The organism is Geobacter psychrophilus (assembly GCF_056821595.1).
Genome location: NZ_JBXDTU010000004.1, coordinates 4,101,103 through 4,121,763 on the forward strand (window position 1 = coordinate 4,101,103; position 20,661 = coordinate 4,121,763).

Consider the following 20,661-nt stretch of genomic DNA (forward strand, 5'->3'; position numbering starts at 1 on the left):
CCACACGAGGGAGACCTGATATGACTGATGCAATAAAAAATAAAGGGTGGAGTGTCGTAGGCGCGGGTCTGGCCATCAATCTGGCCCTGGGCGTGCTGTATGCCTGGAGTATCTTTAAGGGGGCCATCAAGGCCTCCATCGAAAAAGGTGGCGAAGGTGCCTTTCAATGGGATATCGCCTCTATCAACGACCCATATGCTGTCTGCTGCCTGGCTTTTGCCTTTTCCATGATCCTGGCCGGTAAATGCCAGGACAAGATCGGCCCGGCCCGCACGGCCCTGATCGGCGGCGTGCTGGTTGGCGCAGGCTTTACGCTGATGGGTTTTTCAAACAGTTACATGGCCTGGGTCATGGGCTTTGGCGTCCTGGCCGGTTCCGGTTTTGGATTCGGCTATTCAGCAGCTACACCACCGGCTTTGAAATGGTTCTCTCCTTCCAAAACCGGTCTGATTGCCGGCATTGTTGTGGCCGGATTCGGGATTGCTCCGGTTTATATCGCGCCGTTGGCGTCCTATCTGATCGGTGTGTTCGGCATACCTAAATCCATGCTGTTTCTGGGTATCGGGTTTACGATTGTTGTCTGCGGTCTTTCGTTTCTGCTGGTCAATCCGCCCAAGGGTTTTGTGCCGACCGAGCCCTCCGATCTCGGACCGCTGGCCAAGCTCAATGCGTCCAAGCCGGTTGTCAATGCCACGGTCAGCGAGATGCTGCGCAATTACAAGTTCTATGTCCTGTGGGTCGCCTTTTTCATCGGCTCCGGCGCCGGTCTGATGGTTATCGGCAGTGTAGCCGGTCTGGCCAAAAAGAGCATGGGGCCGATGGCCTTTGTGGCGGTCGCCATCATGGCACTGGGTAATGCCGGCGGCCGTGTGGTAGCCGGGGTGCTTTCTGACAAGATCGGTCGTCGCGCCACCCTGTTCATCATGCTGTCATTTCAGGCCCTGATGATGTTTGTTGCCATGGCGGTCGTGAATTCCGGAAGTGCTGTGCTGCTGGTAATTCTGGCAACCTTCATCGGTTTTAACTATGGATCCAACCTGTGCCTGTTTCCCTCCTTTGCCAAGGATTACTGGGGTACGAAGAATTACGGTCTGAACTATGGTGCCCTGTTTACCGCCTGGGGCGTGGGTGGGTTTGTGATGGGCAAGGTATCCGAGATGATCAATGCCCAGCCGGGCGGCCTTGGCAAGTCATTCATGCTGTCTGGAATCCTGCTGGTCGGCGGCGCAGCCATGACCATCTTCCTGGCTGAACTCAAGCCGGTCACTGAAGAAAACAAGACACCTTCACAGTGGGAAGAATTCTGGTCGGAGTTCAAGCTGGGATTGCGTGTGTTTGCAGGGCTTGAACAGGAAACGATTCGTGTGGCCCGCGAGGTCAAGGTGTCCTGATGTGCAGGTGGCGTTCCGCAGCCATCAGATTGCAAAATGCGGGAATCATATAGCCTTTAGGCACTGTTTACTGCCATGAACAGGAAAGCCCTCGCTGGTACAGGAGGGCTTTCGTATTTTTCGTTTTTGATGACTTGTCTGTTTACTTTGCACGGCAAATATTTTAAAGTCTGCGGATATTTTATCGTCAATTAACTCCCTGCGGGGAAAGGAGAGCATAGGACATGGCAGATTATTTCTTCAGCAAGGAACACGAGTGGATCAAGGTAGAGGGCAGCACGGGCAAGGTCGGTATCAGCGATCACGCCGCCCATGAACTGGGTGATGTTACCTTTGTCGAGCTTCCCAAGGTCGGTGCCCGGGTCAAGCAGTTTGAAATCCTCGGCAGCATCGAATCGGTCAAGGCCGCCAGCGATATCTATGCTCCGGTTTCCGGAACCGTGCTTGCCGTCAACAGCGCTCTGGATACAACCCCGGAACTGGTCAACGAAAGTGCTGAAGAAGGGGCCTGGATGGCGCAAATCGAGATTTCGGATGCCGCCGAACTGAAAAACCTGATGACGAAAGAGCAGTACGACGCCTACTTGAAAACTCTATAATTCTAATCTCACTCGCTCACTGCGTTCGCTAGAGCTCACAGAGGCACAGAGAACATCTTCAAGCAGAAGCGGGCAACTTGGTTTTCTCCGTGAGCTCTGTGTGCTCTGTGAGATCATTTAACTTGGAGAATTCATATCATGAACGATAGTCATTACTGTCCCCATACGCCGGATGAGATCAGCGACATGCTCTCCGTTATCGGCGTCGCCAGTGTCGAAGAGCTGTTCTCTCCGATCCCTGCCGAGTTGCGAGCCAAGACCTTCAATCTGCCGCCCGGACTGTCCGAATTCGAAACCTATGCCCGTATGCAGGCCATTGCCGGCGATAATGTCCAGGGCCTGACCAACTACATCGGCGGCGGATTTTACGACCACGTGATCCCGTCTGTCATCGATCACCTCTCCGGGCGCGCCGAATTCTACACCGCTTACACCCCCTACCAGCCGGAGTGCTCCCAGGGAACCCTGCAGGCGCTGTTCGAGTACCAGACCGCCATCTGTCGTCTGACCGGCCTGGATGTATCCAACGCCTCGCTGTATGACGGCGGTACGGCCTGCGCCGAGGCTGCCATGATGGCCTTGAGGGTCACCGGACGCAACAAGGTCGTCGTTGATGGCTGCGTCAACCCCTTCTCGCGCCAGGTGCTCAAGACCTACCTCTTCAATCTGGATGTGGAGATCATCGAGATCGCGCCTCTGGACGGCATGCTCAATCGTGCCGAACTGGCCCGCGTGCTGGACGACAGCGTAGCCGCCGTACTGGTGCAGAATCCCAACTTCTTCGGTTGTGTGGATGATTTCAGTGCCTTGGCCGCTCAGATCCATGCCGCCGGTGCCCTGCTGATCGCCTCGGTCTATCCGATCTCACTGGGGATTCTCAAGTCACCGGGCGAGATGGGAGTGGATATTGCCGTGGGAGACGGTCAGAGCCTGGGAAACCCGCTTTCCTTCGGCGGCCCATCCTTTGGATTTATCGCTGCCAGGAAGGCCTATATCCGCAACATGCCGGGACGGATCGTCGGCGAGACTGTTGACCGCAATGGCAAGCGCGGTTTTGTTCTGACCCTGCAGGCTCGCGAGCAGCATATCAAGCGCCACAAAGCCACCTCCAACATCTGCAGTAACCAGGGTTTGTGCGCCCTGCGCGGCTTGATCTTCCTGTCATCAGTCGGCAAAGAGGGCCTGGCTGATATGGCCCGCCTCAACCGCGACAAGGCCGAGTATGCCAAGGCGCGTCTTGCCGAGATACCCGGAGTGACGGTGCTGCAAACGGCGCCGACCTTTAATGAATTTACGGTCTCCCTGTCAAAACCAGCGGAAGCAGTGGTTGCAGGCATGCTCAAGGAAGGCATTGCGGCCGGTGTCCCGCTGGGGAGCTACTATGAAGGTTCGGAGCATGCTTTGGTTGTAACGGTTACGGAAAAGCGTACCAAGAAGGAAATCGACCACTTTGCCAAATTGCTGGAGGCGGCCCTATGCAACTGATCTATGAAAAATCCGTCCCCGGTCGTCGCGGTGTCAGGCTGTCCGCTTCCGATGTGCCCGTTGCCCCGGCGCTCCCTGCAGCCCTGCTGCGCAGTGAGCCGGCCGGCCTGGCCGAGGTGTCCGAACTGGACCTGGTACGCCACTTTACCAACCTGTCGCGCCGTAACTTTTCGGTCGATACCAATTTCTACCCGCTCGGCTCCTGTACCATGAAGTACAATGCCAAGGTTCTGGAGAATGCTGCTGTCCTGTTTGCCCCGTTCCACCCCATGACCGCCCTGCTGCCGGGCGGTGTGGACGCCTGCCAGGGCACCCTGGGCATGTTGTACGACCTGGGGCAGATGCTGGCCGACATTACCGGCATGGACGAGGTCACCACCCAGCCGCTGGCCGGCGCCCATGGCGAGATGACAGGCATCCTGCTGATCTCCGCCTACCATGCGGCCAGGGGCAACAAGGCCAAGAAGAAGTATGTGGTTGTGCCGGACTCATCCCACGGCACCAATCCCGCCTCGGCTGCCATTGCCGGGTACGAGATCATCACCGTACCGACCGCTCCCTACGGCGACATGGACCTGGAGCTTTTCAAAAAGGCCATGACCGATGAGGTTGCTGCGGTCATGATGACCTGTCCCAATACACTGGGTCTGTTCAATCCCCACATCAAGGAGATCAGCGACATCGCCCATTCCCACGATGCCCTGATGTACTACGACGGCGCCAACCTGAATGCCATCATGGGCAAGGTCAAGCCGGGTGATGTGGGCTTTGACGTCATTCACGTCAATCTGCACAAGACCTTCGGCACGCCCCATGGCGGCGGCGGACCCGGTTCCGGTCCGGTGGGTGTCAAGAAGGCCCTGATCCCGTTCCTGCCGCAGCCGCGTATCGTCATGGATGACGATGGGCAGTTTCTGCTTGCTACCGATACCCCGACCTCTATCGGCCGCACGGCCAATTTCTTCGGGAACTTCGGAGTGATGGTCAAGGCCTACGCCTACATCATCATGCTGGGTCGCGAGGGGTTGATCCGGGTTTCAGAACAGGCGGTGCTGAATGCCAACTACATCAAGGAACGGCTGAAACCCTACTATGAACTGCCTTACGATATGACCTGCATGCACGAATGTGTCTTCTCGGCCTCAAAGCAGCTGGCCCACGGTGTGCATGCCATCGACATTGCCAAATTCCTCATTGATCGCGGCTACCATCCACCCACGGTCTACTTCCCGATGATCGTCAAGGAAGCCATCATGATCGAGCCGACCGAGACCGAGAGCAAAGCGGTCATGGATGCCTTTATACAGGTCATGATCGAGGCGGCGCAAACCGCCGAGACCAACCCCCAGGCGCTGCTTGATGCACCCCTGACCATGCCGATCTCACGCCTGGACGAAACCAAGGCTGCCCGGGAGCAGAATGTCTGCTGTCTGGTTTGACACATAACCTTTAAAGTTATATTGTTTCTGTTGCGCCTCATTGATGCTGTCAAGGTTTCGGTGAGGCGCCTTTTCGTTGTATGTGACCTGCTGAAGAGTTTCGAGGATCACGACTATGACCGAATCCACTGAACGCACAGACCTGGCCGGATATGCCTGTATCAGTTCACTCTCTCGCGGGCGAAAGCACCGGGAGGAGTTCCGTGATCAGCGTCCCGCCTTTGAACGCGACCGGGACCGGATTATCCATTGTGCTGCATTCCGGCGTCTGGAATACAAGACCCAGGTCTTTGTCAATCATGAAGGTGATTATTACCGCACCCGTTTGACCCATTCCCTGGAGGTGGCCCAGATAGGCCGTGCCATCGCCCGCAAACTGCACCTCAATGAGGAGTTGACCGAGGCCCTGGCCCTGGCCCACGACCTGGGGCATACGCCTTTCGGTCATACGGGCGAGGAGGTTCTGAACCGGCTGATGAAAGGGAAGGGCGGTTTTGAACACAATCTGCAGTCCTACCGTGTTGTGGATGAGCTTGAAGAACGCTATCCGGGGTTTAACGGACTCAACCTGACCTGGGAACTGCGGGAAGGGATCATCAAGCACTCCAGTCCTTACGATGCCCCCACCGAGGCCATGAGCGGTTTTCTGCCGGGCGTGGTTCCTTCCATCGAGGGGCAGATTATCAATTATGCCGACGAAATTGCCTACAATAACCACGACATCGATGATGGTCTGAAATCAGGGTATATCACACTCGCCATGCTGGAGAGCATCACGCTCTGGCAGCGGGTCAGCGCCGCTGTGCGCGGAAAATATCCCGCCATTGACGAGAAGCGACTGGTGTATCAGACCATCAGCGCCCTGATCGGGCTTCTGATCGGTGATATCTGCAGCACCATCACAGCCAACCTTGATCGCTTCTCAATCGCGACCCTGGATGACCTGCGCCGGGTCAACAGGCCCGTTGCACACTTCAGCGATGAGATAACCGCTCTCAATATGGAGCTGAAACGGTTTCTGTTCGATAATCTCTACCGCCATTACAAAGTGGACAAGATGCGGGTCAAGGCCGAGATATTCATCACGCGTCTATTCGAAACCTACCTGCATTATCCCAACCTGTTGCCGCCGAAATATCGTGGGCGTGTTGAGCGCTTCGGCCTGGAACGGACGGTGTGTGACTATATTGCCGGGATGACGGACAGGTTTGCACTGGATGAGTATAAGCGTTTGTTTGAGCCTTATGAGCGGGTGTAACAGGAATGTCAGTGAACATTTTGTGAAGAACCTGTGTTCAATATTGATTGATTGAATTTCCGTTAAAAGTATTTTATGATAACAGTTTGAATTTCGGGAATCTGTCTGAATATTGTTGTTGCGGAGGCACACAATGCCGGTTAAAAAAATCAACGTGATTATCTGGCTGGTCAAGGCTGCCGAGCTGGATGTGATCCAGAAATGCTGTATGAAAAAGCTGATCGGGCTGCATTTCGATCTCATATACACATTGCCGTATGCCATGTGTTTGAATACGGTTTCAGAGATTTTTTCGACACTGGAGATTGAAGACGACCAGAATATTATTGCCACCAGTCGTTTCAGCAGCATCGGCTTGATATCACCAACAGAAATGGCGCAGATGCAGCAGCGTGTGGCCGACTTTGTAAAAGAGACGCCGATTGATGTTGATGTCTGGAACGACGTAGCCGGAAGTTATGTCGACATGGCTGTCGAAAAGGCAAAGGCCAGCATTATTAAAACCTTCGCGGAGCTGTCAAAGAAACCGAGCAATGCCTTCACCCTCCTTGCGGTTACCAATGACCGTCTGCCGTTGCTGGAACTTCTGGCAATCCCGCTCGATGTGGCGCTCAAGATTCCGGGAGAAGGTGAAGTTGTGGAACTGCGTTTCGAGGGACTGGTTGAAGGAAAAGATGTCCGTGCCAGGCTGGTATATGCCGCTCACGGTACCCTGGCATAGCATACCTGCGAATAGTAGTTTGATTGGACAATAGTTGGAAACTGACCGGATGACGAAAGCTGACGAGCCCATGAAAGAAAAAACAACCCAGCCCGAACAATACGATTTCTTCGCTTTCCTTTCGAGAATGCGCTACATCAGCCGCTGGGGACTGATGCGCAATACCGTGCCGGAGAACATTCAGGAGCATAGTCTGGATGTGGCCGTCATCGCCCATGCCCTGGCCACTATCCGCAACACGTATTTTGATGGCCGCCTGGATGCCGGCAGGGCCTCGCTGTTCGGTATCTTCCACGACGCCAGCGAGATCTTCACCGGCGATATGCCGACGCCGGTCAAACATTTCAATCCCAATTTCAAGCGCTCTTTTCATCAGCTTGAGGACCGGGCCCGCCGCAAGCTGCTGGACATGCTGCCGCCCGAAATGGCACGTGAGTATGAACCGCTGTTTTTCTTCGATGATCAGCAGGAGTATGTGACGCTGGTCAAGGCAGCCGACAAGATTGCGGCGCTGGCCAAATGCATCGAAGAGGAAAAGTCCGGCAACCTGGAATTCCGCCGGGCGCGGGCGGAGCATGAGGAAAACCTCAATGCCAGCACTCTGCCCGAGGTGCAATATTTTATGAAAAAGTTTCTGCCGGGGTATCGTTTGTCGCTGGATGAATTAAAGCTGGGGTAGGTGGCGTCTGGGGCTGTTACGGTCGAGCTGAACCGGCGGCTGTTGCGGCCAGGCCATCGATCAGCAGCTTTTTTGTTTGCCCATCAAGCTTGACTTCCGGATGTGCGATGTAGTACTGCAGTGGAGGCATCTCCCCTTCTATAAGCTCCTTTGTTAACTTCTGCGGTTTTTCGCTTTTGCGTGAGCCGCCCCTCCAGTCGGAAAAATTCAAGTGCTCCCGCCCTTCAACCACATCCCAATATACCAGCCAGGACACCGGTGCTATCTTTGAATACCATGGCCAGGTGGTTTCATTGCTGTGGCAGTCGAAGCAGGCCTTTTTTGCCAGCTCCCGGGTCTCCGGACTGTTCCAGACGGGCTCATGAACAACAGGGGGATTGGTATGGTCTTTTCCGTAGGGAATCAACTGGATGAAGATGCCGCTTACGACGGCTGCCAGGATGATTTTTGTCACTATGTTCATGCCACAATATACCGTTCCACATCAGCAGGTTTCATGGTGTTCGCAACAATTATGGTTTGTTCGGTATCGTTTTGCCGAACGTTGATCCTGCAGTCTGCTCCGGCTTCCGCCTTGGTATAGCGCAACAGGAGCTGAGCTGCCAATTCAAGATGTTCAGAGGACTGCCTGCCGCAAATAACACCCACCGGTGTGTTGCCGTCCATCCAGGTGAGGGCCGCTTCGTCTGTCTGACGGGCGGATTCCATCAGGTTGTTGTCCGATTCGTCGCGACCGATGATGACCTTGGTACGTTCTCCGATGCGCATATGCCGTCCGATCTTGAGCAGACGGAAATCGCGCAAATTCAGATCATCGCTGTGGTCAAATACATCGCGCATTTTGGGAACAAACGAAAGCTCGGTCAGCAGGCAGCCGCCGGCCGGACAGGGGTAGTTTGTGACATCCAGCTCATCAGCCAGTTCAAACAGCTCTTTGCGACTGCGTCCCTTGATGGCCAGCAGCTTGTCCCGATCGACCCAGCCCTCTTTTTCCGGGATGGTCGGCTCGAAATGCTGTGCCGAGAGCGGGCGCAGCAATAACCCCTCCAGCCCGCTTTCCCGCTCAATCACCCGCAGAGAATCCCGGCGCTGGCTCATCGGACGCTGGCCAAGCACTTCACCGGTGATGACAAAATCGGCCCCGCATTCAGCCATATACTCCTTGGCCTTGCGCAGCAGGTAAATGCGGCAGTCCACGCAGGGATTGACCCCCTTGCCGTAGCCATGTTCAGGGTTGCGGACGATCTCCAGATAGTCGAGTCCTTTATGGATAACCTTGATGGGGATGTTGAATTCCTGGGCAACGCGCACCGCTTCGGATTTACAGCCGGAATTTTTGCCGGTGCAGGTGCAGAAGGGGGAGGTGAAGTTGAGTGCTTCAACATCAAGGCCCATATCGAGCATCATTTTCACGGCCAGGGTGGAGTCGAGCCCCCCCGAGAGGAGGGCGAGGGCTTTACGTTTTTTCATCAAAGAGCTCCTGGGGCTCCATGGCACAGCCGATCTTGTGGGGTAGGCGCTGTGTCACAGGACCGATTTTTTTTACAGGCTAGCACAGGGGGAACGTTAAAGTAAAGCAGCGGGTACGGTTGAACCGGCCTGTTGCCCCTCCAGTACCCTGATGCGCTCCTTAAGTTCTTTTTCCCTTTGCCAGCGGGCGGATACATCACGAATAACGGCTGCGACCCCCAGTATCTGTCCGGAATCATTCTTGACAATTACCATGGAAAATTCAGTGGAGAGACGCGTACCATCCTTGCGCAGGGCCGGTGCCGAAAGCAGCTCGGTGCTGTAACGGCTTGTACCTTCCTCCATCACCCGGAAATAACCATCCCAGTGCCGTCCCCGAAGGTTTTCCGGGATGATCAGGTCAAGTGATTGCCCCAGAGCCTCAGGTGCGGTGTAACCGAACATGCGTTCAGCCCCTTGGTTCCAAAGCCGTATGATCCCCTGGCGGTCGGAAAACATGATGGCATCACCGGATTCAGTAACGATATGTTGACAGAGCCGGTTCTGTGAAAGTTCCGCACCCGGATTACCCGCTTTCTTTGATAATGGCATGTTACGCCTCCTGCAGATAGTGTTGTTGGATAGTAACGTATGTTGTGAGTAGTAAACTATGATGGAAGTCAAGAAATATAAAGGGGACTTCAGTTGATACGCAGGTGCGTTTATCCTTTTGTTGCTTTAAATTAAGGCTCTTATATGATATATGCCTACATCTGATATTAATGCCTGATTATTTAGATGACGGTATGGGGTAGCTGCGGTGGCTGAAAACGATAGTGCAATACAGATGAGCAGTCAATCTCAGGCTGAGCATACGGAATCAAAAGAATTTCCGATGTTATGGAATTCGCCCGATTCCATGCGGTTTCGCCGCGCAACGGAACGGTCGGTGAGGCCGCATCGAGTGCTGCTGTCCGAAGACAATCCGATCGACCAGATCAGCATACGGCGTCTTCTGGAAAAACTGGGTGTGGAAGTAGTTCTGGCCGGAGACGGCCGCCAGGCGGTGGAGATTTTTGAGAGTGGCATGTTTGATCTGGTGCTGCTGGATATACTCATGCCTGAAATGGATGGTTTTGAAGTTGCCATGCATATCAGGGAGCTTGAAAGGGCATCTGGTGACCATGTTCCCGTTATTGCCCTCACGGCCTATTCGCTGAATGCTGTGTATGATAAATGCAGAAGTGTCGGTATGAACGGGTACCTCTCAAAACCGGTGACCAGCAAAGATTTATACGCGCTCTGTTCTGTGCTGCTGCCGGATTCAGTCAAGCAGCAGGGGTAGGGGTACCTGCATGGGGACTGCACACGAAAAATTCTTTCTGGGCCGCCAGCCGATTCTTGATCGGAACCAGGAAATTATTGGATACGAGCTGCTCTTTCGGGCTGCAGATCGAAATGTGGCTGAATTCGAGAGCTATTCCCAGGCAGCCGCCAGTGTGATTACCAGCGCATTGGCAAGTTTCGGTATTGACGAGGTGCTTGGCGGCAAATTCGGCTTCATTAATGTTCATCTCAGTCTGCTGCTCTCTGAAATGCTCGAAGTGTTGCCGGTTCAGCAAACAGTCCTTGAATTGCTTGAGTTTATCGAATTGGACGATCAGGTGCTTGAGCGCTGTCGTGAACTCAAGGAGCTCGGATTCAAGCTGGCCCTTGATGATCATATCTACGACGAGAAAAACCGTGATATCTATGACGTTGTCGATATTGTCAAGATTGACATACTGCAGTTCGGCATGGAGGCTCTGCCTGCTATCGTTCAGGGATTGCGTCGAACGCCGGTGAAAATTCTGGCAGAAAAGGTTGAGACCTTCGAACAGTTTGATATCTGCTTCCGTATGGGCTTTGACCTTTTTCAGGGATATTTTTTCGAGCGACCGGTTGTTCTCAACAAACGGCGGATTGACGTGTCCGGCATGGCCATGCTCAAGCTGCTGCAGCAGCTCACCATGGACGCCTCCCTTAACGAGATTGAACAGACCTTCAAGGAAAATCCCAGCCTTTCCTACAATCTGCTGCGACTGGTCAATTCGGTTGCCATGGGGATGCGGGAAAAGATCAAAACCCTGCGACATGCCATTTTAATGCTGGGCACCGAGCACCTGCGACGCTGGACCCAGTTGTCCCTGTTCGCAGGAAACGACAGCCGCGGACTGAACAATCCACTGCTGGAGATGGCGGCCGTTCGCGGCAGATTGATGGAGACCCTGGTCAAGCTGCGTAATGGCTCTATGGTAAATGATGAACAGAGTGAGGCCGCCTTTATGACCGGCATCCTTTCTCTGCTGGAAGTGCTGTTTGAGACCCCGATGAGCGAGATCATCGCCAAACTCAATCTGACCGATGATGTAACCAATGCCCTGCTATCCCGCAGCGGTCAGCTGGGGAGCATGTTGACCCTGGCGGAAAAGCTTGAAATTACCGATTTTGACGCAGTCACGCCTCTTCTGGCCGAATGTCGTGTCTCTCTCGACCAACTGCTGACCGCCCAGTTGGAGGCGTTCAACTGGCGTGCCAGTATCGTAGCCCAGTAAGAGGGTCACCAGCCTTTCCATTCTTGACACCCCATGGCTTTTGATGTAGCTTGACACGTCCTACCATTGGACAGCCCGGCGCAGATGCTACGGCACCTCTTTTTCAAGGTCACACTCCACATGAAGATCACAGCAGTTATTCCCGCCCGTTACGCCTCAACGCGTTTTCCGGGCAAGGCCTTGGCCGATATCGGCGGAAAGCCGATGATTCAGCACGTCTACGAGCGTACCTGCAGGGCATCTTTGGTATCACGGGTTATTGTGGCAACCGATGACCAGCGCATCGCCGATGTCGTCAACCGGATCGGCGGCGAAGCAGTCATGACCTCCGCAACTCATGAAACCGGCACCGACCGTCTGGCGGAGGTTGCAGGCGGACTGGATGCTGATCTTGTTGTCAATGTTCAGGGTGATGAACCGCTGATTGATCCCGCCATGATCGATCAGGCCATAGAACCGTTTATGTCCAGTCCGGATCTGCAGATGGGAACCCTGAAAACCCGCGTGTGTTGTCTCCACGATTTTCTCTCACCCAATGTGGTAAAGGTTGTTACCGATAGCAGCGGCAATGCGCTCTATTTTTCGCGCTCGCCCCTGCCTTTCTTTCGCGACAAATGGCAGGACTTGAAGGATGAGTCGTTTGCCAGCGGCAAACTGCTCTGTTACAAGCATGTCGGACTGTACGTGTACCGCCGGGATTTTCTGTTGAAGTTTGCAGCCATGCCGCCGACGTTCCTGGAGTTATCCGAGAAACTCGAACAGTTGCGAGCTATTGAGAACGGCGTGCAGATTCGGGTTGTTGAGACAGAATTCTCGTCTATCGGTGTTGACACACCGGATGACCTGGTCAAAGCCCAGGAACGTTACCGGCAGCATTTGAAATGAAATCAACCCTTTCTTCCATAGGAGCAGATGATATGAAAACCAAGTTTATTTTTATTACCGGCGGGGTTGTCTCGTCCATCGGCAAAGGACTGGCGGCCGCATCGCTGGGTGCATTGCTGGAAGCGCGCGGCCTGCGTGTTACACTACAGAAGCTGGATCCCTATATCAATGTTGACCCCGGTACCATGTCGCCCTTTCAGCACGGCGAGGTGTTCGTAACCGACGACGGCGCTGAAACCGATCTGGACCTGGGGCATTATGAACGCTACACCAGCGCGGTGCTTTCCAAAAAAAGCAACTTCACCACTGGTCAGGTCTATTTTTCCGTCATCAACAAGGAACGTCATGGTGATTATCTGGGAGGGACGGTCCAGGTTATTCCCCATATTACCGACGAGATCAAGTCCAAGATCATCGAAAACGCCAAGGGAGCAGATGTTGCCATTGTAGAAGTCGGCGGAACCGTGGGCGATATCGAATCGCTGCCGTTTCTTGAGGCCATCCGCCAGTTCCGCTTTGACCGCGGCCATGGCAATGCCCTCTATATCCATGTCACCCTTGTGCCGTATATCCGCACCGCCGGTGAACTCAAGACCAAACCGACCCAGCATTCGGTCATGGAACTGCGTAAGATCGGTATCCAGCCCGACATCCTGCTCTGTCGCTGCGACCGTGAACTGCCTCAGGATATGAAGAAAAAGATCGGACTGTTCTGCAACGTCGAGGAGAAAGATGTCATTCAGGTCGTCGATTCCGAACATATCTATGCCGTGCCGCAGGCACTCAACAAAGAGAAGCTGGACGATCAGGTTGTTGAGAAACTCAACATCTGGACCAAGGCCCCTGATCTGACCCCCTGGCACAACGTCGTGGAAACGCTGCGGCATCCAAGCCATGGCGAGGTGCGTATCGCCGTGGTCGGCAAGTACGTCAACCTGACCGAGTCCTATAAATCGCTGGCCGAAGCCTTGACCCACGGCGGCATATCGAACGACTGCCGGGTGTACCTCAAATACATCGATTCCGAGAAGATTGAGCAGGACGGCATCGACGGTCATCTGGATGATGTGGATGGCATCCTGGTACCGGGGGGATTCGGAGAGCGCGGAACCGAAGGCAAGGTCCAGGCGATCGAGTTTGCCCGTACCCGCAAGATTCCCTTCTTCGGGATCTGCCTGGGGATGCAGATGGCTGCCATCGAGTTTGCCCGCAATGTCTGCGGCATCAAGGAGGCCTGTTCCAGCGAATTCCGCAAGGATGGCGGCGAACCGGTCATTCACCTGATGGAGGAACAGAAGACCGTCAGCAAGAAGGGTGGCACCATGCGTCTGGGAGCCTATCCCTGCACACTTACCAAGGGCACCCTGGCTCATATAGCTTACAACCAGACCGATATTTCAGAACGTCATCGTCACCGTTTCGAGTTTAATAACAGCTACCGCGATGCCCTTACCCAAAAGGGTATGGTGCTTTCGGGCGTGTATCGGGATAAGGATCTGGTAGAGGTCGTGGAAATCCCTGATCATCCCTGGTTCCTTGGGTGTCAGTTCCATCCCGAGTTCAAATCGAAACCGCTGGTTCCGCACCCGCTTTTTCGCGCCTTCATCGGCGCTGCCCTGGTTCACCGCAACACGAGGTAATATATGACAAAAGAAATCTCTATCGGCAGCATCAAAATCGGAGCAAACAGGCCCTTGATATTGATTGCAGGTCCCTGCGTCATTGAATCGGAGAGCGCTACACTGCGTCATGCCGAGCGCTTGATGACAATCTGTAACGGCCTGTCCATGCCGCTGATCTTCAAAGCCTCCTATGACAAGGCAAATCGCACCTCAATCGGCGCCTTTCGCGGGCCGGGCATGAAAGACGGGTTGAAGATTCTGGCAAAGGTCAAGGAATCACTGGGCTTGCCGATCCTGTCTGATATTCACTCTATCGAACAGATCGCACCTGCTGCCGAGGTGCTGGACGTACTGCAGATTCCGGCCTTTCTGTGCCGTCAGACCGATCTCCTTGTTGCCGCGGCCCGGAGCGGACGGGTGATCAACGTAAAAAAAGGGCAGTTTTTGGCGCCCTGGGACATGAAAAACGTGGCCGGCAAGCTGGCTGCCGCGGGCAACGAGAATATCATCCTGACTGAGCGGGGCGCCTCCTTTGGCTACAACAATCTGGTGGTGGATATGCGCAGCTTTCCGGTCATGCGGTCGACCGGTTATCCGGTCGTATTCGATGCTACCCACAGTGTGCAGCTTCCCGGCGGGCAGGGCGACAGTTCCGGCGGGCAGCGCGAGTTTGTAGAATATCTTTCCCGGGCGGCTGTTGCCACCGGTATCGACGGCATCTTCATGGAGGTGCATGAAGACCCGGACAAGGCGCTGTGTGACGGACCCAACTCTATTCCGCTGAGCGAATTGGCAGTGCTGCTCAAAAGGCTTCGGGCGATTGATGCGGTTGTGAAGCAGGAAATCCAATGAGTGCCATTGCAGAAGCGCGCAGGGTGATTCAGGTCGAGGCCGATGCACTTCAGGCCATGGCCGGGCGGATCGATGCCTCCTTTGAGCGTGCCGTTGAACTGATTCTGGCCAGCAAGGGCAGGGTGGTCGTCAGCGGTATGGGCAAATCCGGTCTGGTCGGCCAAAAGATCGCCTCTACCATGGCCTCCACCGGTACACCGGCCCTGTTCCTGCATCCCGCCGAGGGCATTCATGGTGATCTGGGGATGATCATGACCGGTGACGTGGTTATCGCCATTTCCAACAGCGGGGAAACCGAAGAGATGCTGCGCATTCTGCCGGCCATCAAGCGCATTGGTGCCCATGTCATTGCCATGACCGGCAGTTCGACTTCAACGCTGGCCTGCAGCAGTGACGTACATCTGGATGTTTCCGTCAAGGAAGAGGCCTGTCCGCTGGGTTTGGCGCCCACCGCCTCCACAACCGCAGCTCTGGCCATGGGAGATGCCCTGGCCGTTGCCCTGCTGGTTCAACGCGGTTTCCGGGCCGAGGACTTTGCCATCTTTCATCCCGGAGGATCGCTGGGGAAAAAACTCCTGTTACGGGTGGAAGACCTGATGCATGCAGGCGAAGAGATTCCGCTGGTATCTGAAAACACACTGATGAAGGAAGCCCTGTTCGTTATCACCGCCAAGGGGCTGGGGGTGACCGGTGTTATTGCCGATGATGGCGCTCTGCGCGGGGTAATCACCGATGGTGACCTGCGCCGGGCCCTGGAGAAGGGCTATGATATTCTCGGACAGCGGGCTGCCGAGCTGATGAAGCTCAATCCGCGCAGGATCAAGCGCCATGAGTTGGCGGCTGCGGCCTTACAGATCATGGAACATTATTCCATCACCTCCCTGTTTGTCTTTGAAGACGACAGCTGTCCTGAACCCTGCGGCATTGTCCACCTGCATGATATCCTCCGGGCCGGAATCGCCTGATGCACGATAAACTTAAAAATATTCGCATGCTGCTTCTCGATGTTGACGGTGTCATGACCGATGGCGGCATTATTTACGATGCCAGCGGTCTCGAAACCAAGCGTTTTAATGTCAAGGACGGTCACGGCATCAAGATGCTTCAGCGCTATGGTGTCGAAGTCGGCATCATTACCGGTCGCACCTCGATTGTGGTGGATAATCGTGCCAGGGAACTCGGCATCAGTCTGGTGTATCAGGGATCACTCAAAAAAATTGACAGCTACGAGGATATCAAGCGGAAAACCGGTTGCACTGATGACCAGATTGCGTACATGGGGGACGACGTCATCGACGTGCCGGTGTTACGGAGGGTCGGTTTTTCTGCGGCACCGCTGGATGGCCTTCCAGAAGTGCGGGCCATAGTTGATTATGTCGCCACCTGTGCAGGTGGTTGCGGTGCCGTGCGCGAAGTCTGTGATCATATCCTCAAGGCCCGTGGTGTCTGGGATGAGATCGCTGTACGCTATGAACTTTAGTAAGTTAGAAAATATTTTCTGCGGTTTCTTGCAGGAAATATTTTAGTTAACGCACGTATCCTGTTTGACAGGGTTAGAGGTTATTCAATCTCTATGCCAACGAGGCGAAAGCAATCACGTTTCGCTGGACACACATGCCCCTCAATGCTATAGTAGCCCCCATATGGCATCGCCTCGGAACATCAGGTTTGTACTGGCCCTGCTCGTCACGACGGCAATTATTGGCATCGTGGCCGCAATCTCCTTAAAAGGCTCTCGATCGGCCCTTCCGGAGCCGGTTTCCAAACAGCTTCCCCAGAACATAGATGTTGCCTTGCATAACGCCCGTTTCTTTGAGATGCGTGACGGCGTTACTGTCTGGGAGCTGGTTGCTGATCGTGCTGAGTACGATAAAACTGGTGAGGTCGTGTATCTATCCGATGTACATATGGTCTTTTCAAAAACACGTACGAACGGTACAATAACGGTTACTTCGGCCAAGGGTGAATATTCCAATGCCAGCAGAAATGTTCGCTTGCGGGGCAAGGTACACGTGGTGACCGAGTCGGGAATGATCTTTGATACCGAATCACTGGACTATCTGGCCGGTGAATCCCTGTTCCGAACCACCGAGCGGGTACAGCTCCATCATGAGCGGCTTTTGTTGACTGCTGTTGGAATGGAATTGTTTGTCAAGACTGAATCTTCACGTTTTTTTAAATCTATCGATGCCGTTGTTGAAGGCTTGCCGTTGCGCTGAACCAGCCGGTATTCGATGGCAGGCTGTAGTTATTTACGATCAAAACCATGGAAAATCAATTGGCTATGAAAAAGTTATCGGCGATTTCCGTATTGTTTATCATGATAATGGTTCTGGCATCAGTTGCCATAGCAGCATCAGCTGTGCGCAAAACCGGTTCGAATCTGCCTATTACGATCAAGTCGAATGAACTGTCAGCGGACAATAAGGGTAAAACTGCAATCTTTACCGGAAAGGTCGTTGCCAAACAGGGTGATGTTACTATCTTCTGCGATAAAATGACCGTGTACTATGGTGCTGTTCAGGGTGATGTCGATAAAATCGAGGCCGATGGCAATGTCCGCATCGTGCAGGAAAACAGGACCGGGCTTGCCGCTCACGCACTCTATGACAGCAGAGCGGGTAAAGTTATTCTTACGGGAGGTGGTCCAAAGGTCATGCAGGGAACGGATACCGTTTCCGGCGAGATAATCACGTATTTTCTGGATGATGACCGCAGCAGTGTCACGGGTGGACGTGTTGAAGCGACCATCCACCCTAAGTCCAAAAACGATACCCGGTCAAAAAAAGGCAATGCCGAACAGCGCTGAGAGGCCATGCCTCAGGACCAGGGATCTGAGAAAGAGTTTTGGTGACCGACAGGTTGTCAGAGGGGTTGACTTATCCATTGATGCCGGCAGTGTGATTGGCTTGCTGGGGCCAAACGGAGCCGGGAAAACTACGACTTTCTATATGGTGGTTGGCCTGGCTCAACCCGATGGAGGTCAGGTTTTTATCAATGAGGATGAAATCACCGGACTGCCCATGTACCAGCGGGCGCGAAGGGGGATCAGTTATCTGCCCCAGGAAGCTTCCGTCTTCCGCAAGCTGACCGTGGCCGACAACCTGCTTGCGATTCTTGAAACCATTGAACCTGATCGTGAAATGCGTCGGCATCGAATGGAACAATTGCTGGAAGAGTTCGGCATCACACATATTGCCGCTGCCAAAGGCTACTCGCTTTCCGGTGGGGAGCGGCGGCGGGTCGAGATTGCCAGGGCTCTGATAACGAAACCGGCTTTCATACTTCTGGATGAACCTTTTGCCGGGATTGACCCAATCGCGGTTGCAGATATTCAAAGCCTGATTGTATCTCTCAAAGAACGAAACATCGGGGTACTCATTTCGGACCATAATGTACGTGAAACCTTGGGTGTTTGTGATCGCGCCTATATTCTCTGTAATGGTGAGGTTCTGGAGTACGGAACACCTGAAGAGATAGCTTCCAGCAGCAAAGCCCGGGCGGTATATCTTGGTGATGATTTCCGTCTTTAATTTACAGCGGCAGTCATCAAGCCTGTACAATTAAGAAGTTGAGCGATGTACATCCAGAATAAATCTGGTTCAAATCTTAGTAAAAGGTAGGAAGCTCCATGGCTATGGAGATGCGCCAACAACTGAAGATGTCTCAGCAACTGGTTATGACCCCCCAATTGCAGCAGGCTATCAAGCTCCTCCAGCTGACACGCCTGGAGCTTCAGGATGTGGTGCGCCAGGAACTGGAGGAAAACCCGCTCCTGGAGGAAACACTCGAAGCTGATGATATCCGTGAAACGGATCAGGTCGAACAGGCCGAGAGTGAAGATACCTCGGATGTTGTCAGTGATGAATTCAAAGAGGTCGAAGCCGGGGACGATACCCTCCGGGATTGGGACAGCTACCTGGATGGCTATACCTACAGTTCGGGCGAGCAATACCGTGATGATGAGGATCGGCCTTCATTTGAAAATCTGCTGACCAAGCGTGGCAACCTGACTGACCATTTACTGTGGCAGCTTCATATGGGACCATTTTCCGATAACGAGGTTGGCATTGGCGAAGAGATCATCGGAAATATCGATGATGATGGTTATCTGCGGGCCTCTTTGGAGGAGATCGCCACGGCCTGTTCGATAGATGAAAGCAGTGTTACCGATGTGCTGGTTCGAATCCAGGAGTTTGATCCCTGTGGTGTTGCGGCCCGCAGCGTTCAGGAATGCCTGTTGATCCAGGCCCGTTTTCTGGGGATGCAGGGTAGCGTAGTCGAAAAGATCCTGCTGCATAATCTCAAGGATCTGGAAACCAGAAAGTATAAACAGATTGCCCGGGACCTGGGTGTCGATATCAATCAGATTCTGATGGCGGCAAAGATTATCGGCGGTTTTGACCCCAAACCAGGGAGCATGTACAGTCCGGAGGATGTGCAGTATATTTCGGCTGACATCTTTGTCTATAAGGTCGGTGACGAGTACCTGGTCATGTTGAACGACGAAGGTCTGCCAAATCTCAAGGTAAGTCCGTATTATGCTGAAGCAAAAACCAATGGCATGGTCGATTCAAAGGCCGACGATTACATCAACGAAAAGGTTCGATCTGCTCTCTGGTTGATCAAGAGCATCCAGCAGCGTCAGCGTACCATCTACAAGGTGGCAAAAAGTATCATCAGATTCCAGCGGGAATTTCTTGATCAGGGGATAGAATATCTGCGGCCATTGGTGTTGCGAGATGTTGCCGATGATATCGGCATGCATGAATCAACCATCAGCCGCGTTACGACAAATAAATATATGCAGACTCCTCAGGGATTGTTCGAGCTCAAGTATTTTTTCAATAGTGGCCTTTCTACCAGTGAAGGGGATTTCGTTGCCTCCGAGAGCGTAAAAAACCGTATCAAGGAAATCATTGAAAAGGAAGATTCGAAAAAGCCGCTCTCTGATCAGAAGATTGCCGATATGCTGTCAGGCCAGACGGTCAACATTGCCCGTCGTACGGTCACCAAATACCGGGAAATTCTTAAACTAGGTTCTTCATCCGAGCGCAAACGACATTTTTAGCGCCACTTGCTCCACAAGAGGCGAATTTCGCACGTAACTAACAGGAGGTATCTATGCAGGTAACAACAACTTTCAGGCACATGGAGCAAAGCGACGCCCTCAAGACATATGCCGAGGAAAAACTTGATCGAGTGGCAAAATATATCGACGAGCCGATCAGTGTTCAGGTCTATTTTTCCGTTGAAAAGAAGATCCGGCATATTGTCGAGATCGTAATTGCCGCCAAAGGCATCAGCACCAAGGCTTCTGAAGCGACTAACGACATGTACGCTGCCATTGATGCTGTCATTGATAAAATCGAACGCCAACTCAAGCGCTACAAGGAAAAGATCAAAGCCCACAAACCCAATGGCGATGACCGGGGCCGACAGTTTTCCAAAAAAATCTTTGAAGCTGAAAGCATTGAGACGAGTGCCGAGCCGGTGGTTATCAGGACCCAGACTGAAACAGCCAAACCGATGTCGGTTGAAGAGGCTGTTATGCAGATGGATCTGCTGCACAAGGATTTTATTGTGTTTACCGATGCCGTTAACAACGATATCAGCGTCATGTATCGCCGCAAAGATGGAAACTTCGGACTGATTGAGCCGCAGCGCGGCTGATCAAATGCTGAATG

General features: G+C 53.5%; 22 protein-coding genes. 19 read left to right on the forward strand and 3 right to left on the reverse strand.

From position 1 onward, the window contains the following. Positions 1-20: 20 nt before the first annotated feature. The 7 genes from ACOCF6_RS21630 (at position 21) to yfbR (ending at position 7,572) form a co-directional block, all read left to right on the forward strand. Positions 21-1,391 carry an L-lactate MFS transporter gene (locus tag ACOCF6_RS21630; protein WP_482462398.1) on the forward strand — a complete coding sequence of 457 codons (1,371 nt, stop codon included), beginning with the start codon at positions 21-23 and terminating at the stop codon, positions 1,389-1,391. Positions 1,392-1,615: 224 nt separating this feature from the next. Then, complete coding sequence (gcvH, locus tag ACOCF6_RS21635) at positions 1,616-1,990, forward strand: glycine cleavage system protein GcvH (protein WP_482462399.1); 375 nt, start codon at positions 1,616-1,618, stop codon at positions 1,988-1,990. A 138-nt stretch (positions 1,991-2,128) separates the two neighbouring features. Next, positions 2,129-3,475: an aminomethyl-transferring glycine dehydrogenase subunit GcvPA gene (gcvPA, locus tag ACOCF6_RS21640; protein ID WP_482462400.1), complete on the forward strand. Its 1,347-nt coding sequence runs from the start codon at positions 2,129-2,131 to the stop codon at positions 3,473-3,475. Continuing rightward, positions 3,466-4,914, forward strand: coding sequence for an aminomethyl-transferring glycine dehydrogenase subunit GcvPB (gene gcvPB / locus ACOCF6_RS21645; protein WP_482462401.1), 1,449 nt, complete (start codon positions 3,466-3,468; stop codon positions 4,912-4,914). The genes gcvPA and gcvPB overlap by 10 nt, the downstream gene beginning before the upstream one ends. Positions 4,915-5,029: 115 nt before the next feature. Further along, a complete protein-coding gene (locus ACOCF6_RS21650; protein ID WP_482462402.1) occupies positions 5,030-6,172 on the forward strand; it encodes a deoxyguanosinetriphosphate triphosphohydrolase in 1,143 nt (380 codons plus the stop codon). A gap of 133 nt (positions 6,173-6,305) precedes the next feature. Then, positions 6,306-6,893, forward strand: coding sequence for a hypothetical protein (locus ACOCF6_RS21655; protein WP_482462403.1), 588 nt, complete (start codon positions 6,306-6,308; stop codon positions 6,891-6,893). 70 nt (positions 6,894-6,963) lie between these two features. Further along, entirely contained in the window at positions 6,964-7,572 is a 609-nt protein-coding gene (yfbR, locus tag ACOCF6_RS21660; protein WP_482462404.1) for a 5'-deoxynucleotidase, read from the forward strand. A 16-nt stretch (positions 7,573-7,588) separates the two neighbouring features. Here yfbR and ACOCF6_RS21665 read toward each other — a convergent pair whose 3' ends face one another. The 3 genes from ACOCF6_RS21665 to ACOCF6_RS21675 all read right to left on the reverse strand — a co-directional run bounded on the left by ACOCF6_RS21665 (position 7,589) and on the right by ACOCF6_RS21675 (position 9,633). Then, complete coding sequence (locus ACOCF6_RS21665; protein ID WP_482462405.1) at positions 7,589-8,035, reverse strand: heme-binding domain-containing protein; 447 nt, start codon at positions 8,033-8,035, stop codon at positions 7,589-7,591. Further along, positions 8,032-9,042 (reverse strand): hypothetical protein, encoded by a 1,011-nt coding sequence (locus ACOCF6_RS21670; protein ID WP_482462406.1) that lies wholly within the window; start codon positions 9,040-9,042, stop codon positions 8,032-8,034. Before ACOCF6_RS21670 ends, ACOCF6_RS21665 begins: the two co-directional genes overlap by 4 nt. Positions 9,043-9,138: 96 nt before the next feature. Then, complete coding sequence (locus ACOCF6_RS21675; protein ID WP_482462407.1) at positions 9,139-9,633, reverse strand: PAS domain-containing protein; 495 nt, start codon at positions 9,631-9,633, stop codon at positions 9,139-9,141. 337 nt (positions 9,634-9,970) lie between these two features. Here ACOCF6_RS21675 and ACOCF6_RS21680 point away from each other — a divergent pair, with 337 nt between their 5' ends. From ACOCF6_RS21680 to hpf, 12 genes are all read left to right on the forward strand, one after another. Further along, complete coding sequence (locus ACOCF6_RS21680) at positions 9,971-10,366, forward strand: response regulator (RefSeq protein WP_482462408.1); 396 nt, start codon at positions 9,971-9,973, stop codon at positions 10,364-10,366. A 10-nt stretch (positions 10,367-10,376) separates the two neighbouring features. Beyond that, complete coding sequence (locus ACOCF6_RS21685) at positions 10,377-11,615, forward strand: EAL and HDOD domain-containing protein (RefSeq protein ID WP_482462409.1); 1,239 nt, start codon at positions 10,377-10,379, stop codon at positions 11,613-11,615. 120 nt (positions 11,616-11,735) lie between these two features. Next, positions 11,736-12,500: a 3-deoxy-manno-octulosonate cytidylyltransferase gene (gene kdsB / locus ACOCF6_RS21690; protein WP_482462410.1), complete on the forward strand. Its 765-nt coding sequence runs from the start codon at positions 11,736-11,738 to the stop codon at positions 12,498-12,500. Between the two features lie 32 nt (positions 12,501-12,532). Next, complete coding sequence (locus tag ACOCF6_RS21695; RefSeq protein ID WP_482462411.1) at positions 12,533-14,140, forward strand: CTP synthase; 1,608 nt, start codon at positions 12,533-12,535, stop codon at positions 14,138-14,140. Between the two features lie 3 nt (positions 14,141-14,143). Next, complete coding sequence (kdsA, locus tag ACOCF6_RS21700; protein ID WP_482462412.1) at positions 14,144-14,974, forward strand: 3-deoxy-8-phosphooctulonate synthase; 831 nt, start codon at positions 14,144-14,146, stop codon at positions 14,972-14,974. Continuing rightward, the gene (locus tag ACOCF6_RS21705; protein WP_482462413.1) at positions 14,971-15,939 is read left to right on the forward strand and encodes a KpsF/GutQ family sugar-phosphate isomerase; all 969 of its coding nucleotides are present in this window, start codon (positions 14,971-14,973) and stop codon (positions 15,937-15,939) included. Before kdsA ends, ACOCF6_RS21705 begins: the two co-directional genes overlap by 4 nt. Continuing rightward, positions 15,939-16,454 carry a KdsC family phosphatase gene (locus ACOCF6_RS21710; RefSeq protein ID WP_482462414.1) on the forward strand — a complete coding sequence of 172 codons (516 nt, stop codon included), beginning with the start codon at positions 15,939-15,941 and terminating at the stop codon, positions 16,452-16,454. The genes ACOCF6_RS21705 and ACOCF6_RS21710 overlap by 1 nt, the downstream gene beginning before the upstream one ends. Positions 16,455-16,617: 163 nt before the next feature. Further along, entirely contained in the window at positions 16,618-17,193 is a 576-nt protein-coding gene (gene lptC, locus ACOCF6_RS21715) for an LPS export ABC transporter periplasmic protein LptC (RefSeq protein ID WP_482462415.1), read from the forward strand. A gap of 65 nt (positions 17,194-17,258) precedes the next feature. Then, a complete protein-coding gene (gene lptA / locus ACOCF6_RS21720) occupies positions 17,259-17,783 on the forward strand; it encodes a lipopolysaccharide transport periplasmic protein LptA (RefSeq protein WP_482462416.1) in 525 nt (174 codons plus the stop codon). After that, the gene (gene lptB / locus ACOCF6_RS21725) at positions 17,767-18,507 is read left to right on the forward strand and encodes an LPS export ABC transporter ATP-binding protein (RefSeq protein WP_482462417.1); all 741 of its coding nucleotides are present in this window, start codon (positions 17,767-17,769) and stop codon (positions 18,505-18,507) included. Before lptA ends, lptB begins: the two co-directional genes overlap by 17 nt. A 98-nt stretch (positions 18,508-18,605) precedes the next feature. Further along, complete coding sequence (rpoN, locus tag ACOCF6_RS21730) at positions 18,606-20,045, forward strand: RNA polymerase factor sigma-54 (RefSeq protein ID WP_482462418.1); 1,440 nt, start codon at positions 18,606-18,608, stop codon at positions 20,043-20,045. Positions 20,046-20,098: 53 nt separating this feature from the next. Then, positions 20,099-20,647: a ribosome hibernation-promoting factor, HPF/YfiA family gene (gene hpf, locus ACOCF6_RS21735; RefSeq protein WP_482462419.1), complete on the forward strand. Its 549-nt coding sequence runs from the start codon at positions 20,099-20,101 to the stop codon at positions 20,645-20,647. Positions 20,648-20,661: the final 14 nt, after the last annotated feature.